The sequence below is a fragment of the Streptomyces sp. AM8-1-1 genome (genome assembly GCF_032229325.1).
Taxonomy (GTDB): domain Bacteria; phylum Actinomycetota; class Actinomycetes; order Streptomycetales; family Streptomycetaceae; genus Streptomyces; species Streptomyces achmelvichensis.
In genome coordinates, this window is the sequence record NZ_CP135086.1 from 153,641 (window position 1) to 179,379 (window position 25,739).

Consider the following 25,739-nt stretch of genomic DNA (forward strand, 5'->3'; position numbering starts at 1 on the left):
ACGCTTTAGGCGAGCTGACAAACGGGGCGCGCACAGCAAGCCTCTACGGCGAACTCGTCGATTGGCACATGGGGCACGAAGAACCCGGAACAGCGCTTGGACTCGGCGGTTGCCGAGGTGGTGGCCCTGGGCCCCTAGCGATACTCAAACAAGAAAAGTCATCCTTATTACAGGCTTGCTGTAAGACGTCGGCGGCATATACAACGGCTCAGCCCTCAACGCCTCATGCATTCAAACAATGCCCCCAGCGCAGTATCAGTTTCACACTCTAGTGGTGATGGAAGAGACCGCGGAAGAAGCCGTGGTGGTGCGCGTGTTCCTTGTGGTCCTCGATGTGTCGAAGAAAGGCCTCCACGGCGCTCTCGTTAAGCTGCTTCACCTCCTCCTCATGCTCGTTGAGCGCCTCACCGATGTCCTTGAACGTCAAGCTGACACGATCATCCTTCTCGCCCGCGGGCCATTCATGGAGGACGAGTCGGGTCACCTCTCCTTTCAGACCCATGATCTCCTTGCTGCCGGAGATCATGATGTAGTAGTCGCGCTTCAGAAGGGCCTTTTCCATAGCCATCGCCGCAGCGCTCGGAGGGGAAAGGACTGCAGTGCTGCCCTTCATGAAGAGGTTGAAGGCTTTGACCTTTGTCTTGCCGGTCTTGTTGGGGACCGTAAGGCTCGGGTTGATGGTGGTCTGCCCCCAACCCAGGTCGATGGGATTCAGGGCACTTGCCTGCTTGGTCTCCCCGCCATGTGCTTTGAGGTAGCTTCCGTAGGAGAGGTAGACGCTCGCGCCGGGGTACATGTTGACCAACGTGAACTGCGGCTCGTAGGTCGTCAGGTATTCGACGAACTTCGCGATGGGCTCTGCACTGTGGAGCACAAGGCGGTTATTCGCTCCGGCGCCGAAGTCCTTGCCGTCCACCGTGTGCAGGTGGGCTTCCTGCTTCTCGTCCACGTTGATCAGTTCCGCCCAGCTGCCTATGCCTGTTGCCACGACAGGACCTCCCTGCGAGAGAACGACCGGATGCATCGGAATGACGCCGGCCTCCTGAAATCCCCGCACGCCAACAGCGGTGTAGAATCGCCATACAAGCCTTTGGCATCCCGTCAACGAATCAGCCTGGCACGACACTTCGGGCAAATCAACGGGCCAAGTCGAACCAAAACACTCGATCAGAACCCGCCCTGTATCGTTCATGGGCGACACATGAGTCGTCAGATTTGCGCCAAGATGCTCATTTTCGATCGGTTGAGCCATGAGTTGCCCGGGGCTTTCGGGCCGTAACGCATGCCGGGGCAGGGAGACGCGCCCACTGCGGGCAGACGCGGCAGACCGCGCCGATCGAACCCCGACGGCAGATACCCGTGCGCACTATCGCGCGAGCATCAACACCAGCACCGGCCTCAACGGGCACTGGCCACGCGATCGAAGCAAGCGCCGCAACGCACGCACCTGCCAGGGTCATCCGCACTCTCTGCCGGAAAGAAGCTGGGACCACCGTCCCTCATGCCTCGATCTTGCGTCCGAGACCGAGGCATGCCGCATCCGGCCCCTGACCTTGATGAGAATCCTTGAAAACGGCCGGTGCTCCTCGTCGCCCTCTCACTCCGCAGTTCAACGGAGTGGGGATGATCCGATCGCGCTGCGCCGAGCAAGCCTGGCACCCATGGCGCACCGACTGGCCGGCGGGCACTTGGCCATCCGACGTTCTTCCGGGAACTCGCAGTGGGGTCCTGCCGAAGCGAGGAGAGACACCTCCCGCAACGGAAAAGCCCCACGGTCGACCACTGCCGAAGGGCCGTGCGCCGCGGATGACGGTCTTGACGGTGATCGCGCGGCGACGGGCCTCGCCCGCCGCTCCGACGATGATGACGGTCAGTACGAGCCCGACAGGCCGGAGCGTCTCGGCCCCCGCCGATCCGAGCGGTCTCCCGCCCGATCGGCGCGGGAGACCGCTCCCTGCCGGCAGGTCGGGCCGCTCCTCCCCCACCTCCGACACTGCTTCCTGGACCGGGCGGCACGACAGCCTCCGCGTACTCGGCCCCGCCGAGCGAGGGGCGAGAAGATCGAAAAGCCCAGCTGGGCCATATACCTCAGCAAATGGTCACTGGCTACGCACAGGAGGCACAGCAGCCCGTGCGGATGCGCTGCGGCACGACCCAGCTCGGCATGGTCAGGGGTGGTGGGCCTGCTCCCAAGCGCAACGAAACCCGCACACCAAAGGTGCTGTTGGGCCCCCCGTCCCATAACCTCGTGGATGAAGACGTCAAAGGCCATGCGTATCCACGCGGAGGAGGCGACGGTGCCCGGAACTAGCAGGCGGCTGGTCGCGGGCACCGTGATCGTGGCCTGCGTGGTGCTTGCCGCCGGCCCGAGCGCACCGAACGATGGCCGCTTCGGCAGGTCATTGCCCGTCGAAGCCGCCAAGGATGTTGTACCGGACCGGGTCATGACGTGGAACCTCTGCAACCCCTGCGACGAAAGCAACACCGACCGGGCAGCGGAGATCGCCACACATGCGCCTCAGGTCATCGGCCTTCAGGAAGCCTGCGTGCGTGACGTCGAGAGGATCCGCGACAATCTGAAGAGGCATCACGGGCTGGTCTACCACGTCGAGTACGGGACAGTTCTTCGCAATTGGCGCCGCTGCGGAGGCATGCCGTGGAGCCCGGGAGCCTTCGGCCAGGCGATCCTCTCAGCGGCACCCATGACAGACCGCCGCCACAGGGAATACCCCGAAGGAGGATCCGAAGACCGGGGGTACATGGCAGTCACCACCCAGGTCGGCGGCCTCCCTGTCCGGGTCTTCAACACACACCTCGCCCAGCGACGCCAGGAAGCAGTCCGAGCAGCGCAGACCCGCGTACTCGCCGCAGACGTCGCCCAGCACGACCGCGCAATCGTACTCGGCGACTTCAACGCCGAGCCGGCTAGTCCCGAACTCGCCCGGATATGGGCGCTGGCCACGGATGCAGACCCTCAGTGCCGTCCCACGTCTACCGGCACCTGCACACCGACAACCGACTGGCAGTCCACGTTCGACTACATCTTCCTGCGCGGCATCGCCCCACGTGAGCACCGAGTACATCCCACCCCGCACTCGGACCACCACCTGCTCCACACCGACATCAACCCCACCTGAGCAGACATCCCGCCCAGCCCAACCGGCCCGGCCCGTGAACCCGAGAGTCGACATCCGCCCAGCCCACACCTGCGCGGCCTGCCAGCGCCAGCACCGCCCGAGAGAAGACTTGAAGCATGCCCGCTCGGACAGGACCTGCCCCCTCCCTCGACGCCCCCGGGCCCCCACTCCCTCCAACCCACCGGCTCACCCATCAGGACTGCCCGGCAGGGCTGTGGAATCAGCGAACCACTCTCAAATCCCAGGCACAGGCACATGGCGAGTGCCCGGCCTTGACGGCGTTCGGACGAACTTGCGTACCAGTCGGCAGGAAGCAACCCCAATCCATCGCACGACAGAGCTCAGGCACCGCACAGGCGATCCCGCGACCACCAGCCACCCGCGGTCCCGGCATGCACACCGAGGCGCTGGCCAGCAAAACCGGGCAGCCGCCTAGCCCCGCCCGAGAGCCGAGAACACCAGAGGACGTCCGCCCCGTCGGAGGCCGGGCCCCGCAGACCCGGACGGTAGTCAAATTCGAGGGCGTGGCTGCCGGAGGGCCAGATCCTCGCTGTGCTCTATACGGGCCGGGTGCACCATGGGTGGGATATCGCCGCCAGCGAACGCCTCTACAACATGGGCCCAGCCAGACCAGAGAGGGAGGGACGGCGTCACACCACGATGGCGGCCTGAGCGACTACACCTGCTCCTGATACACCCTGATCTCGGTCGGCCGGAGTTTGTGGATCGTTGCCCAGGCTGCTCGCTCGGTCAGTCCTTGAGCCCACACGTCGAGATCGTCTCCAGCATCGTAGAAGAACCACGACTCGAAGCTCCCCAGGGCCTCCAGGGCGGGTGCGACGCCGTATCTGAGCTCACAGTGGACCTGCACGTAACGGTCGTGATCACCATCACTGTCGGAAATCTCGACCTGCCGGGTGAGGTCCAGCGTGAACGCCGGAGGGCCGTCGAACGCATGGGTCCCGTACTGGAACAGAAGACCGTCAGCGTCGGGTGTGTCCAGGACGTCGAACAGCCGTCGGCCAAATCGAAGGAAGGCAAGCCAGAGGTCCTCCGTGACCAGATCGTCAACCCCTCGCTGTCCTAAGCCCAATACCGGTGACTTTGAGTGGTGTTGGTCGTTGGTTGTGGTGTGCCAAGGCCTGGGCAGGTGAAGTCGTCGGGTGAGCGGTTGTCGGATCGGATCGCTCTGGGTGTGTTGACGCGGGTGTTTCCGCCTGAGTTGGTGGATGAGGTGGTCGTGGAGTGCGGGCGGTTGGAACAGCGGTCGCGGCTTCTTCCGGCTCGGGTGGTGGTGTATTTCGTGCTCGCGATGTGTCTGTTCTCGGGGCAGGGCTATGAGGAAGTGGCCCGACTCTTGACGCAGGGGCTGGAGCGGGTGCGGCGGTGGGACAAGGGCTGGCAGGTGCCGACGACGGGGGCGATCGGGCGGGCCCGTAGACGGTTGGGGCCGGAGCCGTTGAAGGTGCTGTTCGACCGGGTGTGCCGGCCGGTCGCGACCGGTCGGACGGCTGGTGCCTGGTATCGCGACTGGCGGCTGGTCGCGGTGGACGGCACCGTTTTCGACGTGCCGGACACGGAGGCGAACGCGGGATTCTTCGGCCGGCCCGGTTCGGGCCGGGGACAGCAGCGGAGTGCGTATCCGCAGGTGAGAGTCGCAGCCCTGGTCGAATGCGGCACCCATGCCGTGTTCGCCGCGCAGACCGGCCCGCTGTCGGTCCATGAACAGCAACTGATTCCCGGGCTGTTGAGCCGACTGGAGCCGGGGATGCTGCTGCTGGCCGACCGCGGCATCACCGGCTTCGAACTCTGGCAGGCCGCCTCCGGCACGGGCGCGGACCTGCTGTGGAGGGTCCGCAAGAACATTGTCCTTCCGGTCCTTCAAGCCTTCGAAGACGGCTCGTACCTGTCTGAGATCGCCTCGTCCGGCGACCGGGACCGGCGCGATCCGGCTCGGGTCCGCGTCATCGAGTACACCCTCGGCCGCAGCGGCGACGAGACGGTCTACCGGCTGATCACCACCATCTGTGACCCGCAGCAGGGTCCCGCCACCGACCTCGCGGCTGTCTACCACCAGCGGTGGGAGATCGAGAACACCCTGGACGAGATCAAAACCCACCAGGGCGGCCGGCAGTTGGTCCTGCGATCGCAGTACCCCGACGGCGTCGAGCAGGAAATCTACGGCTTCCTCCTCGTCCACCACGCTCTGCGGGACGTCATGCACCACACCGCCCACCAGGCCGGCCTCGACCCCGACCGGATCTCCTTCACCCGCACCCTCCGCATCGCCCGCCGCCACGTCACCGGCCAGGCGGCACTTTCCCCCCTCCCGGCTCAACCAGGCCTTCACCCACACCATCGGTGAACTGCTCGAACGACTCCTGCCGCCCCGCAGACAACGCTCCAACCCCCGCGTCATCAAACGCAAAATGTCCAACTGGCACCTCAAACACCCCCACCACAACAACCCACCCCCACCACCCCCAACAACAATCACCCTCATGCCACCCACCAAACCCATCAGCAAACGCCAGAAAGGTCCCTAAAACACCGGTATTGGTCCTAAGCCCAGTTCGCCCTCGAGCAATCCCACGGCCTCGTCCACCGACAGTCTCCGCGTCATGCCCACCTCCTCGTCCACCGCAGCCCCGCTCAGCGTACTGACCCCGGTGAACCTTCCCGGTCAGAGCACTAGTCGTCCGAGCCGACAGCTGACCGCGGTACCTCAACGACGAAGAACAAGAAGTTGGGTTTGGTCGAAAGGTCATGGAAGCCGTCGGGAAAGAGCTCGCGGGCGGCCGGGTCTGGCTGCGGCTCGCTGATGACGGACAGACGGAAGCCAGCGGTGGTGAAGGCATCGATCATCGCGTGCAACGGCCTGCGCCAGAACCTCATCGAGGCAGACTGCCCGTTGAGCGTCCAGTCGAAGGAATAACTGGTGGTCGCGAAATAGTCGGGGCGAGGCTCCTGGAACGCGTAGGCCACGAAAGGGTGGTCCACTGACGCGATCAGCCGACCGCCGGGCCTGAGCACTCTCCGCAACTCCGCCAGCGTTGGACCCCAGTCCTCCAGGTAGTGCAGCACCAGCGACGCGACCACGTCGTCGAACGCGCCATCGGCGAACGGCAGCCGGTCACGCAGGTCGACCACGTGCAAGTCGGCGGCGTCACCCAGCCGACGCCTGGCCAACGCCAGCATCCCCGCGCTGGCATCGATGCCGGTGACGACGGCACCGCAGTCGCGGAGCGCAGCGGTCAGGGGCCCCGATCCGCAGCCGGCGTCCAGGACGCGACGGCCGGCCACGTCCCCTGCGAGGACCATCATCGCGGGCCGCTCGTAGTACGTGTTCACAAGGCTGTTCTCGTTCTCCGCCGCGTACGCCTCGGCAAAGCTGTCGTAGTCGTTCACCCGGGCCGGGTCTGAAGGCTGGGCAACAGTCTCGGGCACCTCGGATACTCGGTCCATCGCCGCAGCCTAGTAGTCACATGATCCGCCGGACACGCTCCAACCGGGCCTCGCCCGGGCTCCCCAGGCAAAGTTCATCGATCCGGACTCGGACTCACGGTGCCCATGGGCGGGAACCGGAGCGGGCCGTGCCTTCGCCCCAGGAGAGTCCGCGGTCGTTCAGCCGGCCCGACATCGTTTCCGAATTCAGGAAGCGTTGACCGCGTTCCCCGTCGCCGTCTTGCCCTTACTGCGGTCGACGACGGCGATCACCTCGACCGGCGCGCTGTGCAGCGCGACCCAGCCGTCCTCAGGAGCATCAGACCCCTTGGTGAGGTACTTGGCCTTGATGCGGACGACCACGACCCCTCGCGGTCCCTGTCGGCTGAACTGCCGTGCCGTGTATGTCGCGGTCGTGAACTCCGGGTAGCGCCTGCCCTTGGTGGCCTGCGCCGCGGCTTGTTCGACAGTGGGCGCGGGGGTGGCCGAGTCCGAGGCCAGGCCGCCGGCCGAACTCTGCTGCTGCATCGCCCGGATCCTGTCCATGTCGTCACCCCGGTACAGCGTGACCACCGTCTCGCCGCCCGCCGCAACCGCGGCCTCCACGGCGCTCTCGGACGTGGGGGCCGGCAGCTGCTTCTCCTGGGCGCTGAGGTCGTCCTCCGAGCTGTAGTCGGAGTCGCTCTCGGTGAGGGTCGTCGGGTTGGTGGCCAGCTCCATGCGCTGCACGGAGGCCGCGCCCGCCGCCGCGCCACGCCCGGTCTCGTCCTGTACGGCCCGCACCGCGGGCACCGGGCCCGTCATCACCTGTCGGGCGGTGTCCTCCGCCTGACGTTCGGCCCAGTCCGAGGGGTCGGAAACGCGCAGGCCCGAGCCGTTGTCCGTACCCGGCACGACACCCCGGCTCTGCTGGATGACATGGGTCAGCTCATGGGCGAGGGTGTGCTTGTCGCGACCGTCCCACACCACGTGAGAGCCGGAGGTGTACGCCTTCGCGCCGATCTCCGTCGCCGAGTCCATGGCCGCAGCGTCGGAGTGGACACGCACCTCGCCGAAGTCGGCACCCCCGTGCCGGGCCTCCATCTCCTCGCGCACCGGTGTGTCCAGCGGCCGCCCCGACGTACGCAGCACCTCGTGCACGGCTGACCGGCGCTGCACGACCTGGTCGTGGCCGCAGCCCGCCGCGTGCACGTGCCGCTCCTCCTCCACGGCACGGCTCACGGCCGCGTTGCCCGCCGAGCGCTGAAGTGCCAGCATTCGCTGAGCCGTGATGGGCACGGCCGCACGGTGGTCCTGGTCCTGTTCGGCGGCCCGCCGGTCCGGTGTTCGGTGTGCGCGCACGACGATCCCCTTCACTCTGGGCAGCTGGCACTCCAGACTTACCGGACCGCTCACGGCGGCGGAAGGTCCGTGGGGGCATCCTCGGGCCACCGGTGAACTGCCCTCACGGTCACCGTGAATGCCCGGGTGAGCACCGGAGGGCCGGTTTGCACGCGCGGGATTTCGTGACGCCTCACTTTGATAGGGCATGAGAGCGCTGGGGTAGGCACTTGAGTCCGGGCAATGATCACATTCCGGAGCCGAACAGTCACCGCCCGGCGGAGCGCCCGGCCTCGGCTCGCGGGCCTCGTGCGGAGAGCCCATCCTGAGTAGGAGGGCGCCGTCGTCTTGAGACTTGTCCTTTTCGAAGGCCGAACGAGGGCGCCTGAGAGGAGGAGATCATGCGCATGCGTAGAATCCTGGGCCTTGCCCTGGCCGCGGCAACCCTTGCCGGAGCGAGCGCAGTCGGTGCCGTCAGCGCCGGGGCCACCTCGTTGCCGAACATCTCCAGAGACGAGTGCACGGCCGCCGGCGGGCAGATCATTTCGCAGCCCTACGCCGGATACGTCTGCGCGCTGCCCGACGGGACCAAGCCAGCCATCACATGACCAGCCGCGCACGGCTTGTCCGCTACCGCAGGGCACGGCGGCCGTGTTGCGGAGGGGGGACGGGAACCCCGGGTCGGCCATGCCGGCGACGGCTTATACCTGCCGACGTCCCCGGGGCGGGTGAAGAGCTGTCAGTCGGCCGCGGGCTCCTTGGCTCTATGCCTGATCTGCCGCTGCCATCGCTTCCTCACCTCCCGCTCCAGGCGCCGGGCCAGATCCCTCCGCGGCTTCTTGCGGACCGTCAAAGCTGGGCGGGTCCACCCGACCATGGCGAGCACGGTCGGGTGGATTCCCCTTGGCCGGTCAGATGGTGCAGCCGGGGCCGGTCAGCGGTCGGACGCAGACGTTGAGGCCGGTGCCGCCGTCGTTGGTGTTGGTGCCGGGGCCGCCGTCGAGGACGTCGGGACCGTTGCCGCCGAAGAGGGCGTCGTTGCCGTTGCCGCCGGTGAGAACGTCGGCGCCGTCCTGGCCCTCGACGCGGTCGTTGCCGTCGCCGCCGCACAGGATGTCGTTGCCGCCGCGGCCGTCGATGACGTCGCTGCCGCCGAGACCGAAGATCACGTCGTCACCGGGGGTGCCGACGAGGATGTTCGGGAGGTTGTTCCCGGTGATCGTGGGCGCGGTGTTGGCACAGGTCCGGACGGGCGCGGCGACGACGGTGAGTTGGAAGTCGCGGGTGATCGGGGTGACGTTCGGGTCCGGGTCGGTGGCCCGCACGGTGAAGTTGTAGATACCGGTCGCAGTCGGGGTACCGGAGATCACGCCAGTCGCCGGGTTCAGGGTCAGGCCGGGCGGCAGGGTGCCGCCGGTGACCGCGAACGTGGGGGCGCCGGAGCCGCCCGAGGTCTGCAGAGTGGTGGAGTAGGGGCTGCCCTGCGTGGCGTTGGGCAGCGGGCTCGTGGTGACCCAGGCCAGGTTCTGGAGGGTGTACGTGAAGACGAGCGTGGGGCGGGCCGCGGCCGTGGCCGCGGTCGCCACGGGGCTGGTCACGGCCGTGGGCGAGGCGTAGGAGGAGCCTGCTCCGCCGGCTCCGGCTCCACCGGCTCCGCCGAACCAGCCGCCGCCTCCACCGCCCCCTCCGATGCTGGTGCTGCCGTTGCCGCCCTGCGAGAGGGCACCGCTGTTGCCACTGCCGACCGCGAGCCCCGCGGTGCTGCCCGCCCCGCCGCCACCGGGCCCCGAGTTGGCCCGGCTGCCGCCGCCTCCGCCGCCCGCGGTGTAGGGAGCTGCGCCGCCGCCGTTGTTGGCACCGGCACCACCGGCGCCGCCACCGGACGTGGTGCCGTCGCCCCCGTTGACGTTGCCGCCGCCTCCGCCGCCTCCGATGCCGAACCCACCGCCGGCGCCGCCGGCGCCGAGCCCGGCGGGAATCGTGGCACCCTGGGCGCCACCGGGACCGTTGCCGGAGCCGCCGCCACCCAGGTTGACGGCGCCGGCGCCGCCGCCGCCGGAGGCGACGAGCAGCCGCGGATCGGTCGCCGGGACGCCGGTGAAGGTACAGCTGCCCGCGGCGCAGGTCTGGACGGCGGTGGCACCGCCGCCACCTCCCGAACCGCCGGTGGCGGTTGCGCCCGCACCGCCACCGTTGTAGCCGCCGCTCAGTCCGGCGCCCCGGCCGGCGAGTTGGAGGTACAGGGTCTGGCCAGGGGTGGTGCTGAGCGATTGGGCAGCGACCTGACCGGGGCCCCCGCCCGTGCCGCCTGTGGCATTCGCGCCGGAGCCGCCGACCGCGGTGATGGTGTTCAGCGAGGTGACGCCGGCGGGCACGGTGAAGGTGAACTCGCCGCCGGCGTCGCCGGTGAGCGCGTACGTACAGGTGACGGTGCTGCCGACGATGTCGACAGTGATCCCCGCGCTGCCGCCCATGGAATCGGTGCCGCACTCGCCCACCGCATAGGCGGGCGTGGCCATCATCAAGGAACCTGCGAGGCCACCGGCGGCGACCGCCGAGGCGAGCAGGCGACGGGGACGTGGAGTGGGAAGGAACGGCATCGTGTATCGGGCTCCTCGCGTCATTGGGCGATGCTGCTCCGCGCAGATCATCAGAGACGTCACATGAATGCCCTGTGACGCTCGGTAAATGGCTCGAGGTGCGCGCGGGTGGAGTAGCCACATCGCTGCCACCGCTGTCCGGTGTTCACTGGCGGCCCGGACGGCACGGCACCCGGAGCCCGTGTCCGCGCACACCGGCCCGGGAGCAGCAGGGTTACGCCCTGTCAGCTCGCAGGTGAGACACGTGTGCAGGGCCCCCGGTGCAATCGGTTCTTCGGCTCAGCATCGGAGCCGGCCGAGCGTGAGGCCCGCTGCCTAAGGGCTGTCCCGCAATCCCCGGCGGGCGCACGACGACATCCACGGCACCTCGCTGCGTTGTCGGATCGCCCGAATACGCCCAGTATGAGGACGACCCTTCGCCTTGCGATGCACCGCATCTGACGCCGCGCGCTGGTCCACCGGGGATTACGGGACAGCCCTTAGAGTTCGAACTCGATGTGCTCGACGTCGGTGAAGCGGACTTCTTCCAGGCTGCCGGCGCGGCGGCCGCCGTCCTGGAAGTAAACCTCCTTGAGGGCGTCGGCGGCGATCTCCTGCAACTGCCGCTCAGTGGCCCCTTGTTCCTGAGCGTCGAAGAGGCGGGCTGCATGCTCCGGCGGGAGGGCGACAGTGAGGTGGCGGATGCGGTCCTGGTCGGTGGAGCCGATGGGGGCGGTGTAGCCGAGGCGGGCGCGGAAGTCGATGACGATGCCTTCGCTGGTGGCCGCGGTCTCCTTGGCTCTCTGCCTGATCTGCGGCTGCCAGCGCTTCGTGACCTCGCGCTCCATGCGCTGCGCCAGATCCTTCCGTGGCTTCTTGATCTGGTCTTTCACGTAGCGTTCGACGGTGCGCTGGGAGATCCGCAGCATTTGGGCGACCTGCTTGGTGCTCTTGTACTGCTTGACCAGGTAGCGCATCTGCGCGCCCGCGCTCTTGGGGATGGGGCGGGTGAACGCTTTTTGGACGGCCTGCTCGAGGCCGTCGCCGAACGTGGGCATGACCGGCTACTCCCCCGTGTCCGTGTGGATGATGCTGCCGTCCTTGATGTAACGGGCGAGGTTGAGTTCGGCGCCGTGCTCTTCGCGGACGCCTTCGCCCCACAGCACGCTCTGGGTGCCCTCGTGTTTGACCATCCCCGGGGAGACGCCGAGGCGGAAGCCGCCCGGCAGCGGCTTGCCTTCCCGGTAGGGCAGGAAGTCGAGCGGACTGGGCCCGTCGGCGGCGTAGACGGCACAGTCGGACAGGACCGCGACCGGGTACTGGCCGGTGAACGCTGCGTGCTTGACCATTTTGCGGTGCATATTGGTCCGGGTCTTGGAGATGACCGCGGCGCGGATGTCCGGCCGCCATGTCGGCCGGGCCAGTGCGCGCCATGGCTGGCCGGGCTTCCAGCCCTCGCCGCGCGGTCTTTCGCGGAGCTTGCCGATGCCGCCCTTGACGGTCGCCTTGATCGCGGAGACGACGATCGCCATGTCGGGGTCGTTGTTGCGGTAGCCGACCATGGCGGTGAGGAAGTCTTCCGGCGCGAGGTCGGCGGTAACACCGAGGTCGGCCATCGTCGCGACGTAGGCGTCGCGGAGCCGGTTGTACCAGCCGTCCAGGTAGCGGCCGTTGTCGTAGCGGACGTACGCCTCGGTCGGGGTGACGTCGTAGCCGAGCTCGACCGCGTACGCCACCGTCGGTGTCGCGTACCAGGCCGGCCCCTGTGGCTTTTCGCCCTTCGGCGTGAACGGGGACGGCAGCAGTTCGCCGTCCAGGTCGACCCAGTCCTTGCCGGACTTCACGCGGGACAGGTCGACGTGGGAGAGGTCGACCAGCCAGGAGCCGGGCAGTTTCGGATCGAACACCGGGTTGGTGACGTGAGTGGGGGCGCCGAGGCCGACGACGGTGCCGTTCGCGCCGGCGGCGAAGGCCATGTTCACGTCGATGCCCACCAGATGCCGCTTCGTGCACTCGTCATCGGTGAGCGGCCGGGCCCAGTCGTACGCCTCCTCGACGAGCACCTCGGCGGGGCCGCGCTGGTGGAAGCGCGGCAGGTGTGCCAGGAGCGGGTGCCCGTCGGGCACTTCACAGGGTGCCGGGTCGACCGGGTCCTTGCCGAGCGAGCCGGGGTTGTGCTCGCTGTGCCGCTTACCGTCCGCGTCCGGCTCGGAAGCCCGGGTCGGCGGATGCAACGCGGTCATCAGCTCCAGGCCGGTCACCGCGGTCGAGCCGCGTGGCGTCATCACCCGCATCGCGTAGGTGCCCAGGACCCGGGCGAGGTCAGCCGGGGGAAGAACTGCGGCGTCCAACCAATGGCGGGTGTCGAGCGCGTTCCAGGAGGGGATACACAGCTGCACGCACTGGCGCCTGCCGCCCTCTGCCGGCCGGTAGATGCGGGCCCACGGTCCGAACCCGCGCTTGGTCAGCTTCCACTCGGCCCGCACCAGTTGCTTGACCGCCTTGTGGCTTTCCGGCAGGCGCCCGGAGAGGCGCTCCTCGTCACTCAGTCGCGGTGGGAGGCCGTAGCGCTCCAAGGCCGATTCGGTGAGGACGATCAGCGGGTCGGCGTCCTTGCCCGAACCGGACAGTTTCGGCTGGCCGAGGTGCGCCTCCGCCAGCGTCCACTCGACCAGCGTCGGTAGCGACTTGGCTGGCACGTCCAGTACCAAACCTCCGATGCAGTACGCGAAGGCCGTCCCGTCCTCGACGTCGACGACCGCGAGCGGACCGTTCCCACAGCGCTGATCACCCCCTGCCGCAGGAGCAGCCATCGCTGCAGCCCGTTCCGCCCTTGGGCGCCTCGATGACGGTCTGGCACCGCATTCCACCGGACGGGCCGGCGCGACAGGGGTCGGGGCGGGTGCCTCAACCTGCCGCTGGTCGACAACCGCAGCGGGCGGAGGACCGGTGAACCCTCCCCGGGCCCTGATCACGCCGGAGGCGGGAGCCGCTTCAGCCTCTGCGGGATGCGGAGGACCGGTGAGCCCTCCCGGGGACCTGGTCACGTCGGAGGCGGGAGCCGCCGCGGGCTCTGCGGGATAGCGAGCGGCGAGACCCTCGAGAAGCCGGACGTAGGCGGCACGTTTCGGCTGCCGTGGCTCACTCCGCCCCGACTCCCAATTCCCCACTGCCTCCCGGCGTGTGTCCAAAGCCTGGGCGATCTCCGCCTGGCTCAGCCCCGCCGCCTCACGCAGCCGCCGACGCTCCGCAGGCGGCGGCAGATCATCCTGCGCCACCTGCTCCAGCAGCGCGTCGACCGCGCTGAACAGCTCGTTCTCCGTGGGCACAGAGGTCACCTCCGAGCCGCCACCCTACCCCTGATCGCACAATCAAACGCGCATCGAATCGCGCAACCCATCTCTCACCCAGAGGCCCGTAGGGAGCAGGGGATTCATGCCCGTACCCACAGACGGCAGGTGCCCGTGCGCACTTTGGCACGAGCATCAACGCCGGCACCCGGCTCCGACGCGCACTGGCCGCCCGGATCGAAACAAGCCCTGCAATGAAAACGCCTGCCGGGGGCAGCGATGGTCTCCGCCAGAAGGGGGCTGGGACGACCGTCCCTGCATGCCTGTGAGCGCGGCGAGGAGATCGCAAAGCCCGACTGAGCCATGTCCCTCAGTGGATGGCCGTTGGGCTCCGCACAGGAGGCGCAGCAGCCCCTTGCGGATGCGCTGCGGCATGAACCGGCTCGGCTTGGTCGGGGTTGGGCCTGCTCCGAAGCGCAAACGAGACCCGCACACCGGTGGTGCTGTTGGGCGCCCCCGTCCCATAACCTCGTGGATGAAGACGTCAAAGGCCATGCGTATCCACGCGGAGGAGGCGATGGTGCCCGGAGGAAGCAGGCGGCTAGTCGCGGGCACCGTGATCGTGGCCTGCGTGGTGCTTGCCGGCCCCAGCGCACCGAACGGTGGCCTCTTCGCCAGGTCACTGCCCGTCGAAGCCGCCGAGGATGTTGTACCGAACCGGGTCATGACGTGGAACATCTGCAACCCCTGCGACGAAAGCAACACCGACCGGGCAGCCGAGATCGCCACACATGCGCCCCAGGTCATCGGCCTTCAGGAAGCCTGCGTGCGTGACGTCGAGAGGATCCGCGACAATCTGAAGAGGCGTCACGGGCTGGTCTACCACGTCGAGTACGGGACGGTTCTTCGCAATTGGCGCCGCTGCGGAGGCATGCCGTGGAGTCCGGGGGCCTTCGGCCAGGCGATCCTCTCAGCGGCACCCATGACAGACCTCCGCCACAGGGAATACCCCGAAGGAGGATCCGAGGACCGCGGGTACATGGCAGTCACCACCCAGGTCGGCGGCCGGCCTGTCCGGGTCTTCAACACCCACCTCGCCCAACGACGCCAGGAAGCAGTCCGAGCAGAGCAGACCCGCGTACTCGCCGCAGACGTCGCCCAGCACGACCGCGCGATCGTACTCGGCGACTTCAACGCCGAACCGGCTACTCCCGAACTAGCCCGCATGTGGGCACTGGCCACAGATGCAGACCCTCAGTGCCGTCCCACGCCCACCGGCACCTGCACACCGACAACCGACTGGCAGACCACGTTCGACTACATCTTCCTGCGCGGCATCACCCCACGTGAGCACCGAGTACATCCCACCCCCCACTCGGACCACCACCTGCTCCACACCGACATCGACCCCACCTGAGCAGACATCCCGCCCAGCCTGGCCCGGCCCGTGAACCCGAGAGCCGACATTCCGCCACGCCCAGCCCATACCTGCGCGGCCTGCCGGCGCCATCACCGCCCGAGAGAAGACACTGAAGCAGGCCCGCTCGGCCGGCACCCGCCCCCTTCCCCGACGCGCCCGGCTCCCCACTCCCCCGATCCCACCAGCTCACCCATCAGGACTGCCCGGCACCGCGTACGGAATCATCGCCCCGGCTCCGTCTTCCGCGCCTACCGGGCGGGGGCCCATCTCACCCCCGGCCATGCCGTCGGCCGGATCACCTTCGCGGAGCACCTGGCCGCCGCCACCACGCCCACCGTGACCGACCCGGGGCGGCCTGTATGAGCGCCCGAACCTGGCTCCGCTCCGGCCTGGCCTTCCTGACGGCGACGCAGTTCATCGTCGGATGCTGGGCGCTGCTGGCCCCGCGTTCGTTCTTCGACGTTCCCTGGGTCGGCATGGGAATGGCGTACAACGCCCATCTGACGTTGGATTACGGGGCCATGAGCCTGGCCACTTCCGTAGCCCTGGGCGTCGGCACGCTCACCATGCGGCAGACCATGATCCGCACTGCTCTCGCGGTGCCTGGTCTACGCCCTGCCCCACCTGGTGATCCACATCCACCTGCTGCACCACCTGCCTCCAGGCGAACGGGCACCGCTCCTGGTCGCACTGACAGCGGCAGCCGTCATCCCACTCCTCCTGCTCGGCCTCACCTCCGAGCCCGGACGAACCAGCATCGGAAGGACGAGGAATAGCCCGTACCAACACCCGCACTCCACCTCGTGCACTCGCACGTGGTTCCGGTCACCCCAGCCGTGGTCCGCCTCCCGGCCTCGGGCCTGTGATCAAGGATCGTATGCCGCTGCTGTGCTGGGGCGGGCCGTGCTCCCCCGTGCGGTGGAGGTGGATCGTCCCGCCGTACGAGGTGCCGGGCCGGGCGGTGCGAGAGATTCAGGGGCATGACGACGACGGATGATCCCGAGCCGCCCGAATCCCGCGTGCCGCTGCTGGTCCCGCCGCCTCCGCGCTGGGCAGTGTGTGCCGCCCATGTCGCGGCCTGGTCGACCGTCCCCTCCGGAGTGTGGCGCGTCGCGCTCGTGCTCGGCGTGCCGGTCGGGGTGATGGAGCGAGAGGAGTTCCTCGCCGCATTCCCTGACGACTCCTTTCTGATCGGCGTGGTCTACGTACTGCTGATCGGTGCGGTCGCTGAGGCCGCCTCGTACCTCACGCTGGGCCTGGTACGGCCCTGGGGTGAGGTGATGCCGCGCTGGATTCCGTTCCTCGGAGGGCGCCCGGTCGACCACCGGCTCGCGCTCCTCGCCGCTTCGCTGGGAGCCCTCACGGTCACCGTCCTGTGGTGGGTCCTCTTCTTCGGCGGACTGCTGACCTTCCCCAGTCCGGACCCCGGCATCTCGGCCGGCGAAGCCCTCTTCATCGCCACCTACGCCCCACTCCTGCTGTGGGGCCCGCTCCTGGCAGCGGTGACCTGGTCTTACCACCGACGGCACAAGACTTGTGCGAGGTTGTGATCCCAGCGGGTTGCTTCCGCGTTGGGTTTCGAGGAAATGGGTGCCCAACTCTCCCTCAAGGTCGTCCAGGAGAGCAATCGGTGACGACCGGTCTCAGCAGGCTGGCTTAGCCAGTCGACCCCGCGCGGTAGCCGCCGCGGATTAGGCGTCATGTATGTGTGGCTCGACGGGGCATCGACGTCAGAGGCGAGCGAAGACGAAGGTCAAAACGGAACCGACAGCCCCGCCTCGCGCAGCTGGGACAGGGCTGTGGACATGCATTGCTGCACGGTCCTCCCATCAGCACGCATGCCATGCTCCAACGGACCCCCACTGGCGGCAAAGGTCCACGCCGGCGCCCCGTCAGCCACCCTCTCGGCGTCCACCCTGATCATGGCGTTCACACCCTGCTCACCCAGCCATTCCAGGATGAAGAGTGTCACGTCTTCGATGCCACCATCCTGGTCGGTCTTTGGCCAGCGGCCACGGCTTCCTGTCATCGCCCAGACTCTACCGAGGGCTCCGGACGGGCCTGCCCGAGCATCGACCGTTCACGCTCATTGCCCGCTGCGGAGCTTGTCGATCTGCTTCTCGAAAGCCTTCGTCTCCGCGACCAGCTGGTCGCGGGCGCTTTCCTGCGTCTTGTCGCCCTGGTCCTTGAATGCCGCACGGAAATGTGGCTTGAGTTGGGTCCACCAGCCGTAGTCCAGCATCGCCCATGCCTGCGGACACAACGGGGCACGGGTTTTCGGCAGGTATCCCCCACTGACCAGGGGTCCGTGGAACCTCTTCGGGTCGCTCCCCTCCAGGTAGCAAAGGAAGTTGAAGACCCGCTGTTGGGTGACGAGGTGATCGCTTGAGAACCCCTCCAGCGTCAGCCTGCCCTCCTTGCGTGCGAGCTCGTCGAAAAGCATCGCAGCTGCCAACGACGGACCGGGGCCAACCTCGTTGACGGTGTAGAACGACGCGAACCCGTCGGCGGCGTCCTCCTCGAGGCCGAGGTTCGCCAGCAGCAGCTGACGCTGCAGAGCGTGGCCCATCTCGTGGCCGAAAATGAACTGAGTCGACAGCGCGGTCAGGTCGTCGGCGTTGAACTCGGCACTGGGGAACAGGGCGGGACGCTCGACGGTCTTGACCACGTTGCTGAGGACCCCTTCGATCTGGGTCAGGAACGGCGGGGGCACAAAGATCGTCCTGCCGTCGGGCTGGGTGACCGCATCCGTAACCCCCGGTGGGATCTTGTCGGTGACTTTCACGACCAGGTCATGCGGGAGGGCGACCGACTTGGTCACCCAGTCGGCGACGTCCTCGAGCACGGCGGACTTCCGGACAACCGCCACGGCATGCCGGTCCTTCGGCTTGATCGTGGCGTCTTCGTAGACGACTGTGACCCTGCCGCCGGCGTCGGCCGCATTACCGTCGCCGCCACACGAGACGGTGGCGAAACCGGCAATGAGCAGCGCCGCCCCCACGAAGGCAGCCTTCAGCTTCGCCGAGTACCCACCACTGCTCAACACCACGGTCGACTCCTGTCCTTGGTCAAGGCGTTGCGGCGGGCGGTTGTACTGATATGGCCGCCGGAGCCCTCCTCCCGACGCCGGAGGATGGGCTCGAACGAAGGGAACCGGAACCGCGAGCGGCACCGCAGGGTCGATCACGCCGGCGGCCGGAAGCAGGAAGCAGAACTCGAACCTGACACGCGGATTATGATCGACGCACCCTTCGTCCACAAGAACCCGTATATGGCGATTTGCCCCCACGGTTCGGGCTGGCCGTGATCTTGCACCACGATGCAGAACCCGGGGCGGTCAATTGGCCCAGAGGCGCCATTACGCCAACAGCGGCATGCCACCGACCATCACATCGGGTGGCTGTCGATCGCACCGCCTGCCCCCGCTCGGTTCTCGTCGACAGGGATGAATGCGCCCGGCGCCACCGCGCTTGTTGGGCGGGTTCCTTGCGGCCCCTTCGGAAAGCCTGAACTCGCAGCGACGGAATGGCGGTCGAGTCGGCTCCCAGGCCGTACGAGAGCACCGTGATGCGTATGCCGAATGCCCCTCTTTCGCTCGCTGGGCGTGGTCGCGGGAAGGAGGGTCGGCTGCGGCGAGTAGGGTCGGTGATGCGGGCATGACACGGGCTCCGCGGTGGGAGTGTGGAGGGTAGGAGCCCGAGCGAATGAGCAGCGCGGGTGTCGACGCAGGGCGTCGTGTTGGGCGCTGCACATCACGCAGAGGCAGGGACAACCGCGGCCCGGCGAGCTGCACCATCACCCCCACGTGATCAACCACGGCAACCCCCACCCCAAAGGCATCGAGACGGGCAGGACGGGCGCGACCCGGCGGGCGCGACCGGCCCACAGACGGGCCGGGAACGGCGTCAGCCGAGCTGGGTGGTAGTGGACGGCCGGGCGCGGCCCCAAGGACACTCCGGGCAGGACATGGCTACGGCCCCACCCCTGGGTGCAGGGACGGGGCCGTAGCGGAGAAGTAGGTCCGCGGCGGTACACGTTCTCCCCCGAGCAGGCGCAGCGCGCATGAGCAGGTCCCCAGCTTCACCCGTCTGGAGATCATCGGCATGCCCGGTGAGGTGGACCGGCCCGCCGGGTGTGCTGTCCGGGAGAGCGGAGGTGGTCTTCCACTCGCGGTCCGAGCCGGACGAGCGCGGCGAGGTGGCCGCCGTGAGCGAGATCGTGGCCCAACCCACCCACGACAGCATCCCGGAACCGGCTCCAGGAGCGGGGACCTGCACAACGAGATCAGCCCGCTGCTGACTCCGGCCGGGGCCCAGTCACCGTGGTGGAACACGCGCCTGACCCTCACCTGGGGCAGCCGCGAACCTCGCAGACAATCGAGAGCCTGAATATGCGACAGCCTTCTTCGTGAATTCGTGAAGACGACTGCGGCCGAAGCGCCCGCCGACGACGGCTCAGCCTTCCTCCGCAATAGGTCTGCGGGGCATTCGCATCACTGCTCCTGTGCGGGAGGGGGTGTCCGCAGTGCGATCATGGCGACGTCGTCGTCATTGTCGCTGGGTCGGACCTGGTTCAGCAGTGAGTCGCAGAAGGCGTCCAGGGGGCGGTGGGCCAGGGATGCCGCGTGTCGGCGCAGCCGGTCCAGCCCGTGATCGATGGAGTGGTGCGGGGATTCGACCAGTCCGTCGGTGTAGAGCACAAGCGTGGCCCGGGGTGGCAGGACAGTGACGGCGTCGGGGCGAGGTCTGGTGACTCCGGTGCCGAGCAGCATGCCGTGAGCCTCGTCGAGGTAGCGGGCCTGACCGTCATGGGTGATGAGCAGGGGCGGCGGGTGGCCGGCGGTCGTCCAGCTGAGGCGCCACAATGCGTCGTCGCCGAGGGTGAGCATGGCGAGGATCATGGTCGCCATGGGTACCTCGGCTATGTGCATCACCGCCTCGTCGAGCCGTGTGACGACGGCGCTGGGCCGGGCGTCGGGGTGGGACCAGGCGAAGGCACGCAGCATGTTGCGGACCTGCGCCATGCCGGCTGCGGCGTCGAGATCGTGCCCGACGACATCGCCGATGACAAGTGCGTGGGTATGGGCGGCCAGAGCGAAGGCGTCGTACCAGTCACCGCCGACGGATGAGGCGTCCGGAGCGGGTACGTATCGCGCGGTCATTTCCAGCCCGGGCAGGACGGGCAACTGGGGCAACAGGTGCCGTTGCATGGTCTCCGCGACTTTGCGCTGACGCTGGTAGAGACGCGCGTTGTCCAGCGCCAGGCCCGCCCGGCGGGTGAGGTCCTCCAGCAGCGGCAGGTCGGCGGCAGTGAAGGCGTCATGGCGCTGTGCGCGGCCCAGGGTCAGGGCGCCGAGTACGTCGCGCAGACCGCGAATGGGCGCAATGGCAGCGGAGTGCATGCCCGTCGCAGTGAACAAGCGCTGCTGCTCGACCGCGATGCCCGAATCCGGCGGGCCTTGGTAGGTGGCGGGGCCGGCCAGAGAGGAGGAGGCACCGCGCAGAGCTCGCGACAGGGGCATCGGCGACTCTGTCGGCAGGGGAGGCATCGGACCTTGGAGGTCTTCCCGTTCGACGAGAATGCCGTCTTTGTGTTCCATCACGAGGACACGTCGCACTTCATCATGTTCCGTGAGCACGTCGAACACTGCCCAGTCCGCCAGCCGGGGCACGGTCAGGGCAGCCAGTCGGTGCAGTGCCTCGTCCACGTCCAGGGTGGACGTGAGTTGCGTGGTCGTCTCCGCGAGCAGGGCCAAGCGGTCCAGTTCGGTCAGGGGCCCGGAGGGCCCGACATCGCTGTGGACCGAGTCCTCCTGCTTCGGCTTCGGCTCGTACAGCATCACCAGCGCACCGATCACGCCCGGGCCGGGTTTGCAGGGCGTGACCAGCCAGGACATCTGGACGAGAGTGCCGTCCTCACGGGCGAACCACTCGGCATCGCCATGCCGGGTGTCCCCCGCGAGAAGCGCCTGCCTCATCCGGCAGCGCGTGCGCGGCATCGAATGCCCGTATCTGTCCCGGTGCAGCAAATCGTGGAAGTCCTGGCCGACGAGTTCCCGGGCAGCCCAGCCCAGCAAGCTCAGGGCTGCTTTGTTGGCCGCGACGATGAGACCATCGTCATCGACAGCGATGGCAGCCGCCTGCAGGTTCTCCAGCGTGCCGTGGACCAGGGCGCCAGACCCCGTCTGATGCCCTGGCACGGGGCCACCTTCCCTGCCAAGAGCGCCGACGTCGTCCATGTCCCTCCTCCGTTCAGACACGCAAGCATCTGGTTCCCCAGTCCCAGACCCTGCATGCAACGAGGCACACGTTCCGACACAGCTCGCCGGGGACGGCGGCGTGCGGGGCCGTTGATGGTGCCGAGTCAACAGACGTAGGCACTCGCTCAGCTGTCAACGCAGCGGGACCCCGCTCCCTGCCCTGTTTGCGCATCGGGGCAGGGCGACGTCAAGAACGTCCGTCGTTGGTGAAACCTAGGTCGTCCTCAACAATCGTAAGGGGACCGCGGGCGGAGATGCCGACCACGCCCGTGCGCGGGGCGCTGAAGCGTTCCGGGCACCGTGCGTGAGGTCGGCGGCAGCTGGCTGTTGAACGGGAACAGCGTGAGGTCGGCGGCAGCTGGCTGTTGAACGGGAACAGCGGTCTCAGGCGGCGGCCTCGGGTTTCGCTGATTCGGCGGCGCGGCGGTATTCGGCGTTGATGCGCTGGGCTTCTTCGAGCTGGTCTTCGAGGATGACGATGCGGCAGGCGGCCTCTATGGGGGTGCCCTGGTCGACGATTTCCCGGGCGCGGGCAGCGATGCGCAGCTGGTAGCGGGAGTATCGGCGGTGGCCACCCTTGGAGCGCAGCGGGGTGATGAGGCGGGCTTCGCCGATGGCGCGAAGGAAGTTCTGGGTAGTGCCGAGCATTTCGGCGGCCCGGCCCATGGTGTAGGCGGGGTAGTCGTCGTCATCGAGTCGGCCGAACGAGTCGTCTGCTGTCATTGCACCTCTCTGTGGAACGCGTGGAGGGGCCCTGGTGCCATTGGCACCAGGGCCCCGAAGGAACTGCTACACCATCTGCCGGCCTTGGTACTGCGCCGGCCCTCTGTGTCCGCACGTCCACCCGGGAGAGGGCGGGGAATGCGGGGATCGCGGTTGCTTGACCGGAGACCACCTCACTATCGATGTCCTGCGGTACCCGGACTCAACACTCCGCCCGGGCGATCCTGATGGCGCCTGGCTCCTCCGTTCTTCCCTCTGGGATCACTTACCTACTGCTGGTACTGCGAACTGCTCTGTACTTCTGGTGATGCGAACTACCGGTGGCCTGCGGTAGCGCCACTCTTCGGCAGCCAGCCCCGTCGCCCGTCCTGCATCCGCTCCGGCTTGGAACCCCACTGCCGAACCTCCCGGTGCGCGCGCCCGCAGCCGACGCCTTCACCGAGGTACTGCTCACTGACTTCACTGCTGGGTACTGCGAACTGCACTTACAGGTACTGCCACTGCGGTACTGCTGACGGCGGCCCCTGATCACTGCGGGCCACCCGGTCCGGTCGCCAGTCCCGTCGCCATCCTGCAACCACTCCGGCTTCGGAACTCCACCACCGCACCGTCCTGCAACTGCGGTACTGCTGCCCGGCAGTTCGTCTCTGCCGGGCTTTGCTGATCTCGGCTACGAGAGAAACCATAACCACGCCACAGCCCAATGTCTACTCCAGCCGACATAGATTTTCGCGTGTTCGACAGTGAGGTAATCGAACTCGACCGATGACGGAGAGCAGGAGTAGGGCCCTACCGGCGGTTTGACGGCTGACAACGCGGCGGCCGAGCGGCGGCGAGCAGTTCCGCGGCACACGGAGGGTGAGGCGGGCTCAGCGGTGTAGACGGTGAGGGTCAGTCCGGGTGCTCCGGTCGCGGCCTCGCTGGTGAGGAGTTCGGTCGTGGTCAGCGACAGCAGCCGGATGAGACCGGCTGGGGTGCCTCAGTGGCGATGGCCGCGTTTTCGGTGCAGCAGGTGCTGCCCTGCTGCTTGGCGAGGCTGTCGGCGTCGGCTTTGACGACGTAGACCTCCCAGGGTTCTTGGCCGGGTCCGTGGACCCAGACTTTGTCCTGGAGGGCGTAGCAGCAGGTGGTGTCCTGCTCCACGTCGGTTTCGAGGCCCGATGCGCCGAGCCGGGCGGTGGCGGCGTTGACCGCTTCGGTGGAGTCGACTTCGACGCCGAGGTGGTCCATGCGTGTGGCCTCGCCCGGGGTGCCCTCGATGAGGATGAGCTTGAGCGGAGGTTCGGCGATGGCGAAGTTGGCGTAGCCGTCGCGGCGCTTGGCCGGTTCGATCCCGAACAGCTTGGTGTAGAAGGCGACCGATGCTTCAAGGTCCGGCACACGCAGGGCGAGTTGAACGCGGGACATGTCGTGCCTCCTGCCGAGTTGGGTGGACCGGCCGTCAGCAGCCGCGGGATGCGGCAGGTGCGCCGATCCCGACCTGGAGGGTGGCGGGGGTCGCGCAACAGCCGCCGCCATCGCTCTCGTTCGTGGAGGCGTCGGGCTCGTCGAAGAGTCCGGCGCCGCCACACACTCCCGTTTCGGGGAGGGTGAGTTCGACGCGGTCGGCTGCGCCGATGTCGCCGGCGATGGCGGCGGCGACGGAGCGGACCTGCTCGTAGCCGGTCATGGCCAAGAAAGTCGGGGCGCGGCCGTAGGACTTCATGCCGACCAGGTAGATGCCCTGATCGGGGTGGGAGAGCTCGCGGTGGCCGTGCGGGTAGACGGTGCCGCAGGAGTGCTGGTTGGGGTCGATCAGCGGGGCGAGTTCGACGGGGGCCTGGAGGCGCTCGTCGAGGCCGAGGCGGAGCTCGTCGAGGAAGGTGAGGTCGGGGCGGAAGCCGGTGAGGACGATGACTTCGTCCACCGGGTCCAGGCGCTGTCCCTCCTCGCCGACGAGGATCAGCCGCCCGTCAGCGCCGCGCTCGACCGTGTCGGTGCGGAAGCCGCTGACGGCGTCGGCGTAGCCGTTGTCGACGGCCTCCTTCGCCGCCAGGCCGAGGGCGCCGCGTGCGGGCAATTGGTCCGCTTCGCCTCCGCCGAAGGTGGAGCCGGAGATGCCGCGGCGCAGGATCCACACTCCGTGCGTGCCGGTGCCGTCCTCAGACTTCGCGAGGTCGGCCAGGTAGGCGAGGGCGGTGAACGCGGAGGCGCCGGAGCCGATGACGGCCGTGCGCTTTCCTGCGTACCTGGCGCGGACTGCAGGGTCCTTGAGGTCGGGGACGCGGTAGGTGATGCGGTCAGCTGCCCCCTTCTCGCCGAGAGCGGGAAGGCCGCTGCCGCCCGCCGGACTGGGGGTGGCCCATGTCCCGGAGGCGTCTATGACGGCGCGGGCGAAGATGCGCTCCTCGCCGCCGCCGGCCGTGCTCACGTGCACGACGAACGGCTGCTTGACCCGGTCGGCGTCGACGATCCGGTCGCGGCCGACGCGGGAGACCCCGGTGACGGTGGCGCCCAGGCGCACGCGCTCGCCCAATACGTCAGCCAGGGGCTGGAGGTACTGCTCGGCCCAGCCCCCGCCGGTCGGGTACGTGGCTGCGTCAGGCTTGACCCAGCCGGTCGGGGCCAGCAGCTTCTCCGCGGCGGGGTCGGTGACCTCACCCCATGTGGAGAAGAGGCGCACGTGCGACCACTCGCGCACCGCGGACCCGGCCGTTTCGCCTGCTTCGAGGACCAGGGGTTCGAGGCCCCGCTCGATGAGGTGGGCGGCGGCTGCCAGTCCGACGGGTCCGGCTCCGATGACGATGACGGGGAGCTGCTGCTCGGTCATGGTGCTCAGTCTCCAGAAGTAGGTGGGCGGGCGGAGAGGGCGGTCAGCGGGTTGCGCTTCTGGTGGGCGGTCTCCGGCAGGTGGTGTCGCAGGTCTGCCTGCGGCCTCCGCGGAAGCTGATACGGGCCATGCAGCGGGCGTCACGGTGGCGAGAGCTGTGTTTCAGTCCTGCCACGCCGATCTCTTGTTTCGACATCTGTCGATGTCTGGAGCTTGCCACTTGCATCGACGAGTGTCAACATAGACGTATGTCGAAGTCAAAGATTGCGGAGCTGCCGGTCCTGGAGGCCGAGGATCCGGTGCCGTGCTGCCCGCCCATCACCGCCGGGGAGCTGTCCCAGGCCGACGCGGAGAAGATGGCGGCGATGTTCAAGGCACTGTCCGACCCGGTGCGGCTGCGGCTGTTCTCGCGTGTCGCCTCATTCGCGGGCGGGGAGGCATGCGTGTGCGACATCTCCGACGTCGGCGTCTCGCAGCCGACCGTCTCACATCACCTGAAGAAGCTGCGCGAGGCTGGACTCCTCACCTCCCAGCGGCGCGGAACCTGGGTCTACTACCAGGTGGCCCCGTCCGTGGTCGCGGCCATGTCCGCCATGCTGGACCTCCGCACCTGACCGCCCGGCACCTGGGCCGGCCCGTACGTTCCGGGCGCGCCCAAGAGCTGGAGGCCAGTTCGACCGGGGCCGGCCCATTGACAGCGCAGCACGGAATCTGGCCGGCCAGCGGGTCATGGTGATGGCGGCGGTTTTCCACGATCC

19 protein-coding genes and 1 pseudogene are annotated in these 25,739 nt (G+C 68.0%); 6 read left to right on the forward strand and 14 right to left on the reverse strand.

The window, feature by feature from the left end; all coding sequences use genetic code 11:
* Positions 1–268: 268 nt before the first annotated feature.
* Positions 269–988 (reverse strand): hypothetical protein, encoded by a 720-nt coding sequence (locus RPQ07_RS00735; protein WP_313941989.1) that lies wholly within the window; start codon positions 986–988, stop codon positions 269–271.
* Positions 989–2,252: 1,264 nt separating this feature from the next.
* Here RPQ07_RS00735 and RPQ07_RS00740 point away from each other — a divergent pair.
* Positions 2,253–3,137 carry an endonuclease/exonuclease/phosphatase family protein gene (locus RPQ07_RS00740; protein WP_313941990.1) on the forward strand — a complete coding sequence of 295 codons (885 nt, stop codon included), beginning with the start codon at positions 2,253–2,255 and terminating at the stop codon, positions 3,135–3,137.
* Positions 3,138–3,813: 676 nt separating this feature from the next.
* On the opposite strand, the gene RPQ07_RS00745 is transcribed toward RPQ07_RS00740, so the two are convergent.
* Entirely contained in the window at positions 3,814–4,230 is a 417-nt protein-coding gene (locus RPQ07_RS00745; protein ID WP_313941991.1) for a hypothetical protein, read from the reverse strand.
* Positions 4,231–4,269: 39 nt separating this feature from the next.
* Here RPQ07_RS00745 and RPQ07_RS00750 point away from each other — a divergent pair, with 39 nt between their 5' ends.
* Positions 4,270–5,502 (forward strand): IS4 family transposase, encoded by a 1,233-nt coding sequence (locus tag RPQ07_RS00750; protein WP_313948732.1) that lies wholly within the window; start codon positions 4,270–4,272, stop codon positions 5,500–5,502.
* Positions 5,503–5,828: 326 nt separating this feature from the next.
* Here RPQ07_RS00750 and RPQ07_RS00755 read toward each other — a convergent pair whose 3' ends face one another.
* Both RPQ07_RS00755 and RPQ07_RS00760 read right to left on the reverse strand, forming a co-directional pair.
* Positions 5,829–6,602, reverse strand: a complete 774-nt coding sequence (locus RPQ07_RS00755; RefSeq protein WP_313941992.1) for a class I SAM-dependent methyltransferase — start codon at positions 6,600–6,602, stop codon at positions 5,829–5,831.
* A gap of 186 nt (positions 6,603–6,788) precedes the next feature.
* Positions 6,789–7,922, reverse strand: coding sequence for a DUF4157 domain-containing protein (locus tag RPQ07_RS00760; protein ID WP_313941993.1), 1,134 nt, complete (start codon positions 7,920–7,922; stop codon positions 6,789–6,791).
* Positions 7,923–8,302: 380 nt separating this feature from the next.
* Here RPQ07_RS00760 and RPQ07_RS00765 point away from each other — a divergent pair, with 380 nt between their 5' ends.
* The gene (locus RPQ07_RS00765; protein WP_313941994.1) at positions 8,303–8,509 is read left to right on the forward strand and encodes a hypothetical protein; all 207 of its coding nucleotides are present in this window, start codon (positions 8,303–8,305) and stop codon (positions 8,507–8,509) included.
* 137 nt (positions 8,510–8,646) lie between these two features.
* On the opposite strand, the pseudogene RPQ07_RS37740 reads toward RPQ07_RS00765, so the two are convergent.
* From RPQ07_RS37740 to tap, 4 genes and pseudogenes are all read right to left on the reverse strand, one after another.
* Positions 8,647–8,742, reverse strand: a pseudogene (locus RPQ07_RS37740) (XRE family transcriptional regulator); the annotation flags it as partial.
* Between the two features lie 70 nt (positions 8,743–8,812).
* Complete coding sequence (locus RPQ07_RS00770; RefSeq protein WP_313941995.1) at positions 8,813–10,423, reverse strand: calcium-binding protein; 1,611 nt, start codon at positions 10,421–10,423, stop codon at positions 8,813–8,815.
* 557 nt (positions 10,424–10,980) lie between these two features.
* Positions 10,981–11,538, reverse strand: a complete 558-nt coding sequence (gene tpg, locus RPQ07_RS00775) for a telomere-protecting terminal protein Tpg (RefSeq protein WP_313941997.1) — start codon at positions 11,536–11,538, stop codon at positions 10,981–10,983.
* 6 nt (positions 11,539–11,544) lie between these two features.
* On the reverse strand, positions 11,545–13,809 hold the full coding sequence (gene tap, locus RPQ07_RS00780) for a telomere-associated protein Tap (protein ID WP_313941998.1): 2,265 nt from the start codon (positions 13,807–13,809) through the stop codon (positions 11,545–11,547).
* Between the two features lie 496 nt (positions 13,810–14,305).
* Here tap and RPQ07_RS00785 point away from each other — a divergent pair, with 496 nt between their 5' ends.
* Positions 14,306–15,187 carry an endonuclease/exonuclease/phosphatase family protein gene (locus tag RPQ07_RS00785; RefSeq protein WP_413777685.1) on the forward strand — a complete coding sequence of 294 codons (882 nt, stop codon included), beginning with the start codon at positions 14,306–14,308 and terminating at the stop codon, positions 15,185–15,187.
* Positions 15,188–16,170: 983 nt separating this feature from the next.
* Positions 16,171–16,740, forward strand: a complete 570-nt coding sequence (locus RPQ07_RS00790; protein WP_313941999.1) for a hypothetical protein — start codon at positions 16,171–16,173, stop codon at positions 16,738–16,740.
* A 203-nt stretch (positions 16,741–16,943) separates the two neighbouring features.
* On the opposite strand, the gene RPQ07_RS00795 is transcribed toward RPQ07_RS00790, so the two are convergent.
* The 6 genes from RPQ07_RS00795 to RPQ07_RS00820 all read right to left on the reverse strand — a co-directional run bounded on the left by RPQ07_RS00795 (position 16,944) and on the right by RPQ07_RS00820 (position 24,981).
* Positions 16,944–17,219, reverse strand: coding sequence for a hypothetical protein (locus RPQ07_RS00795; protein WP_313942000.1), 276 nt, complete (start codon positions 17,217–17,219; stop codon positions 16,944–16,946).
* 57 nt (positions 17,220–17,276) lie between these two features.
* Positions 17,277–18,239 (reverse strand): DUF4344 domain-containing metallopeptidase, encoded by a 963-nt coding sequence (locus RPQ07_RS00800; protein ID WP_313942001.1) that lies wholly within the window; start codon positions 18,237–18,239, stop codon positions 17,277–17,279.
* A gap of 1,443 nt (positions 18,240–19,682) precedes the next feature.
* A complete protein-coding gene (locus RPQ07_RS00805; protein WP_413777686.1) occupies positions 19,683–21,428 on the reverse strand; it encodes a SpoIIE family protein phosphatase in 1,746 nt (581 codons plus the stop codon).
* Positions 21,429–21,833: 405 nt separating this feature from the next.
* Entirely contained in the window at positions 21,834–22,172 is a 339-nt protein-coding gene (locus RPQ07_RS00810) for a MerR family transcriptional regulator (protein WP_313942002.1), read from the reverse strand.
* 942 nt (positions 22,173–23,114) lie between these two features.
* On the reverse strand, positions 23,115–23,579 hold the full coding sequence (locus RPQ07_RS00815; RefSeq protein WP_313942003.1) for an ArsI/CadI family heavy metal resistance metalloenzyme: 465 nt from the start codon (positions 23,577–23,579) through the stop codon (positions 23,115–23,117).
* A gap of 34 nt (positions 23,580–23,613) precedes the next feature.
* Entirely contained in the window at positions 23,614–24,981 is a 1,368-nt protein-coding gene (locus RPQ07_RS00820) for an NAD(P)-binding domain-containing protein (protein WP_313942004.1), read from the reverse strand.
* Between the two features lie 248 nt (positions 24,982–25,229).
* Here RPQ07_RS00820 and RPQ07_RS00825 point away from each other — a divergent pair, with 248 nt between their 5' ends.
* A complete protein-coding gene (locus RPQ07_RS00825; RefSeq protein WP_313942005.1) occupies positions 25,230–25,595 on the forward strand; it encodes a metalloregulator ArsR/SmtB family transcription factor in 366 nt (121 codons plus the stop codon).
* Positions 25,596–25,739 lie beyond the last annotated feature (144 nt).

What these genes read in the sequence shown, in the direction of transcription:
- RPQ07_RS00805 (WP_413777686.1), bottom strand. Translation starts at nt 21,428, where the DNA reads ATGGACGACGTCGGCGCTCTTGGCAGGGAAGGTGGCCCCGTGCCAGGG.
- RPQ07_RS00755 (WP_313941992.1), bottom strand. Translation starts at nt 6,602, where the DNA reads ATGGACCGAGTATCCGAGGTGCCCGAGACTGTTGCCCAGCCTTCAGAC.
- RPQ07_RS00790 (WP_313941999.1), top strand. Translation starts at nt 16,171, where the DNA reads ATGACGACGACGGATGATCCCGAGCCGCCCGAATCCCGCGTGCCGCTG.
- tpg (WP_313941997.1), bottom strand. Translation starts at nt 11,538, where the DNA reads ATGCCCACGTTCGGCGACGGCCTCGAGCAGGCCGTCCAAAAAGCGTTC.
- RPQ07_RS00765 (WP_313941994.1), top strand. Translation starts at nt 8,303, where the DNA reads ATGCGCATGCGTAGAATCCTGGGCCTTGCCCTGGCCGCGGCAACCCTT.
- RPQ07_RS00810 (WP_313942002.1), bottom strand. Translation starts at nt 22,172, where the DNA reads ATGACAGCAGACGACTCGTTCGGCCGACTCGATGACGACGACTACCCC.
- RPQ07_RS00820 (WP_313942004.1), bottom strand. Translation starts at nt 24,981, where the DNA reads ATGACCGAGCAGCAGCTCCCCGTCATCGTCATCGGAGCCGGACCCGTC.
- RPQ07_RS00770 (WP_313941995.1), bottom strand. Translation starts at nt 10,423, where the DNA reads ATGATGGCCACGCCCGCCTATGCGGTGGGCGAGTGCGGCACCGATTCC.
- RPQ07_RS00825 (WP_313942005.1), top strand. Translation starts at nt 25,230, where the DNA reads ATGTCGAAGTCAAAGATTGCGGAGCTGCCGGTCCTGGAGGCCGAGGAT.
- RPQ07_RS00815 (WP_313942003.1), bottom strand. Translation starts at nt 23,579, where the DNA reads ATGTCCCGCGTTCAACTCGCCCTGCGTGTGCCGGACCTTGAAGCATCG.
- RPQ07_RS00795 (WP_313942000.1), bottom strand. Translation starts at nt 17,219, where the DNA reads ATGACAGGAAGCCGTGGCCGCTGGCCAAAGACCGACCAGGATGGTGGC.
- RPQ07_RS00785 (WP_413777685.1), top strand. Translation starts at nt 14,306, where the DNA reads ATGAAGACGTCAAAGGCCATGCGTATCCACGCGGAGGAGGCGATGGTG.
- RPQ07_RS00740 (WP_313941990.1), top strand. Translation starts at nt 2,253, where the DNA reads ATGAAGACGTCAAAGGCCATGCGTATCCACGCGGAGGAGGCGACGGTG.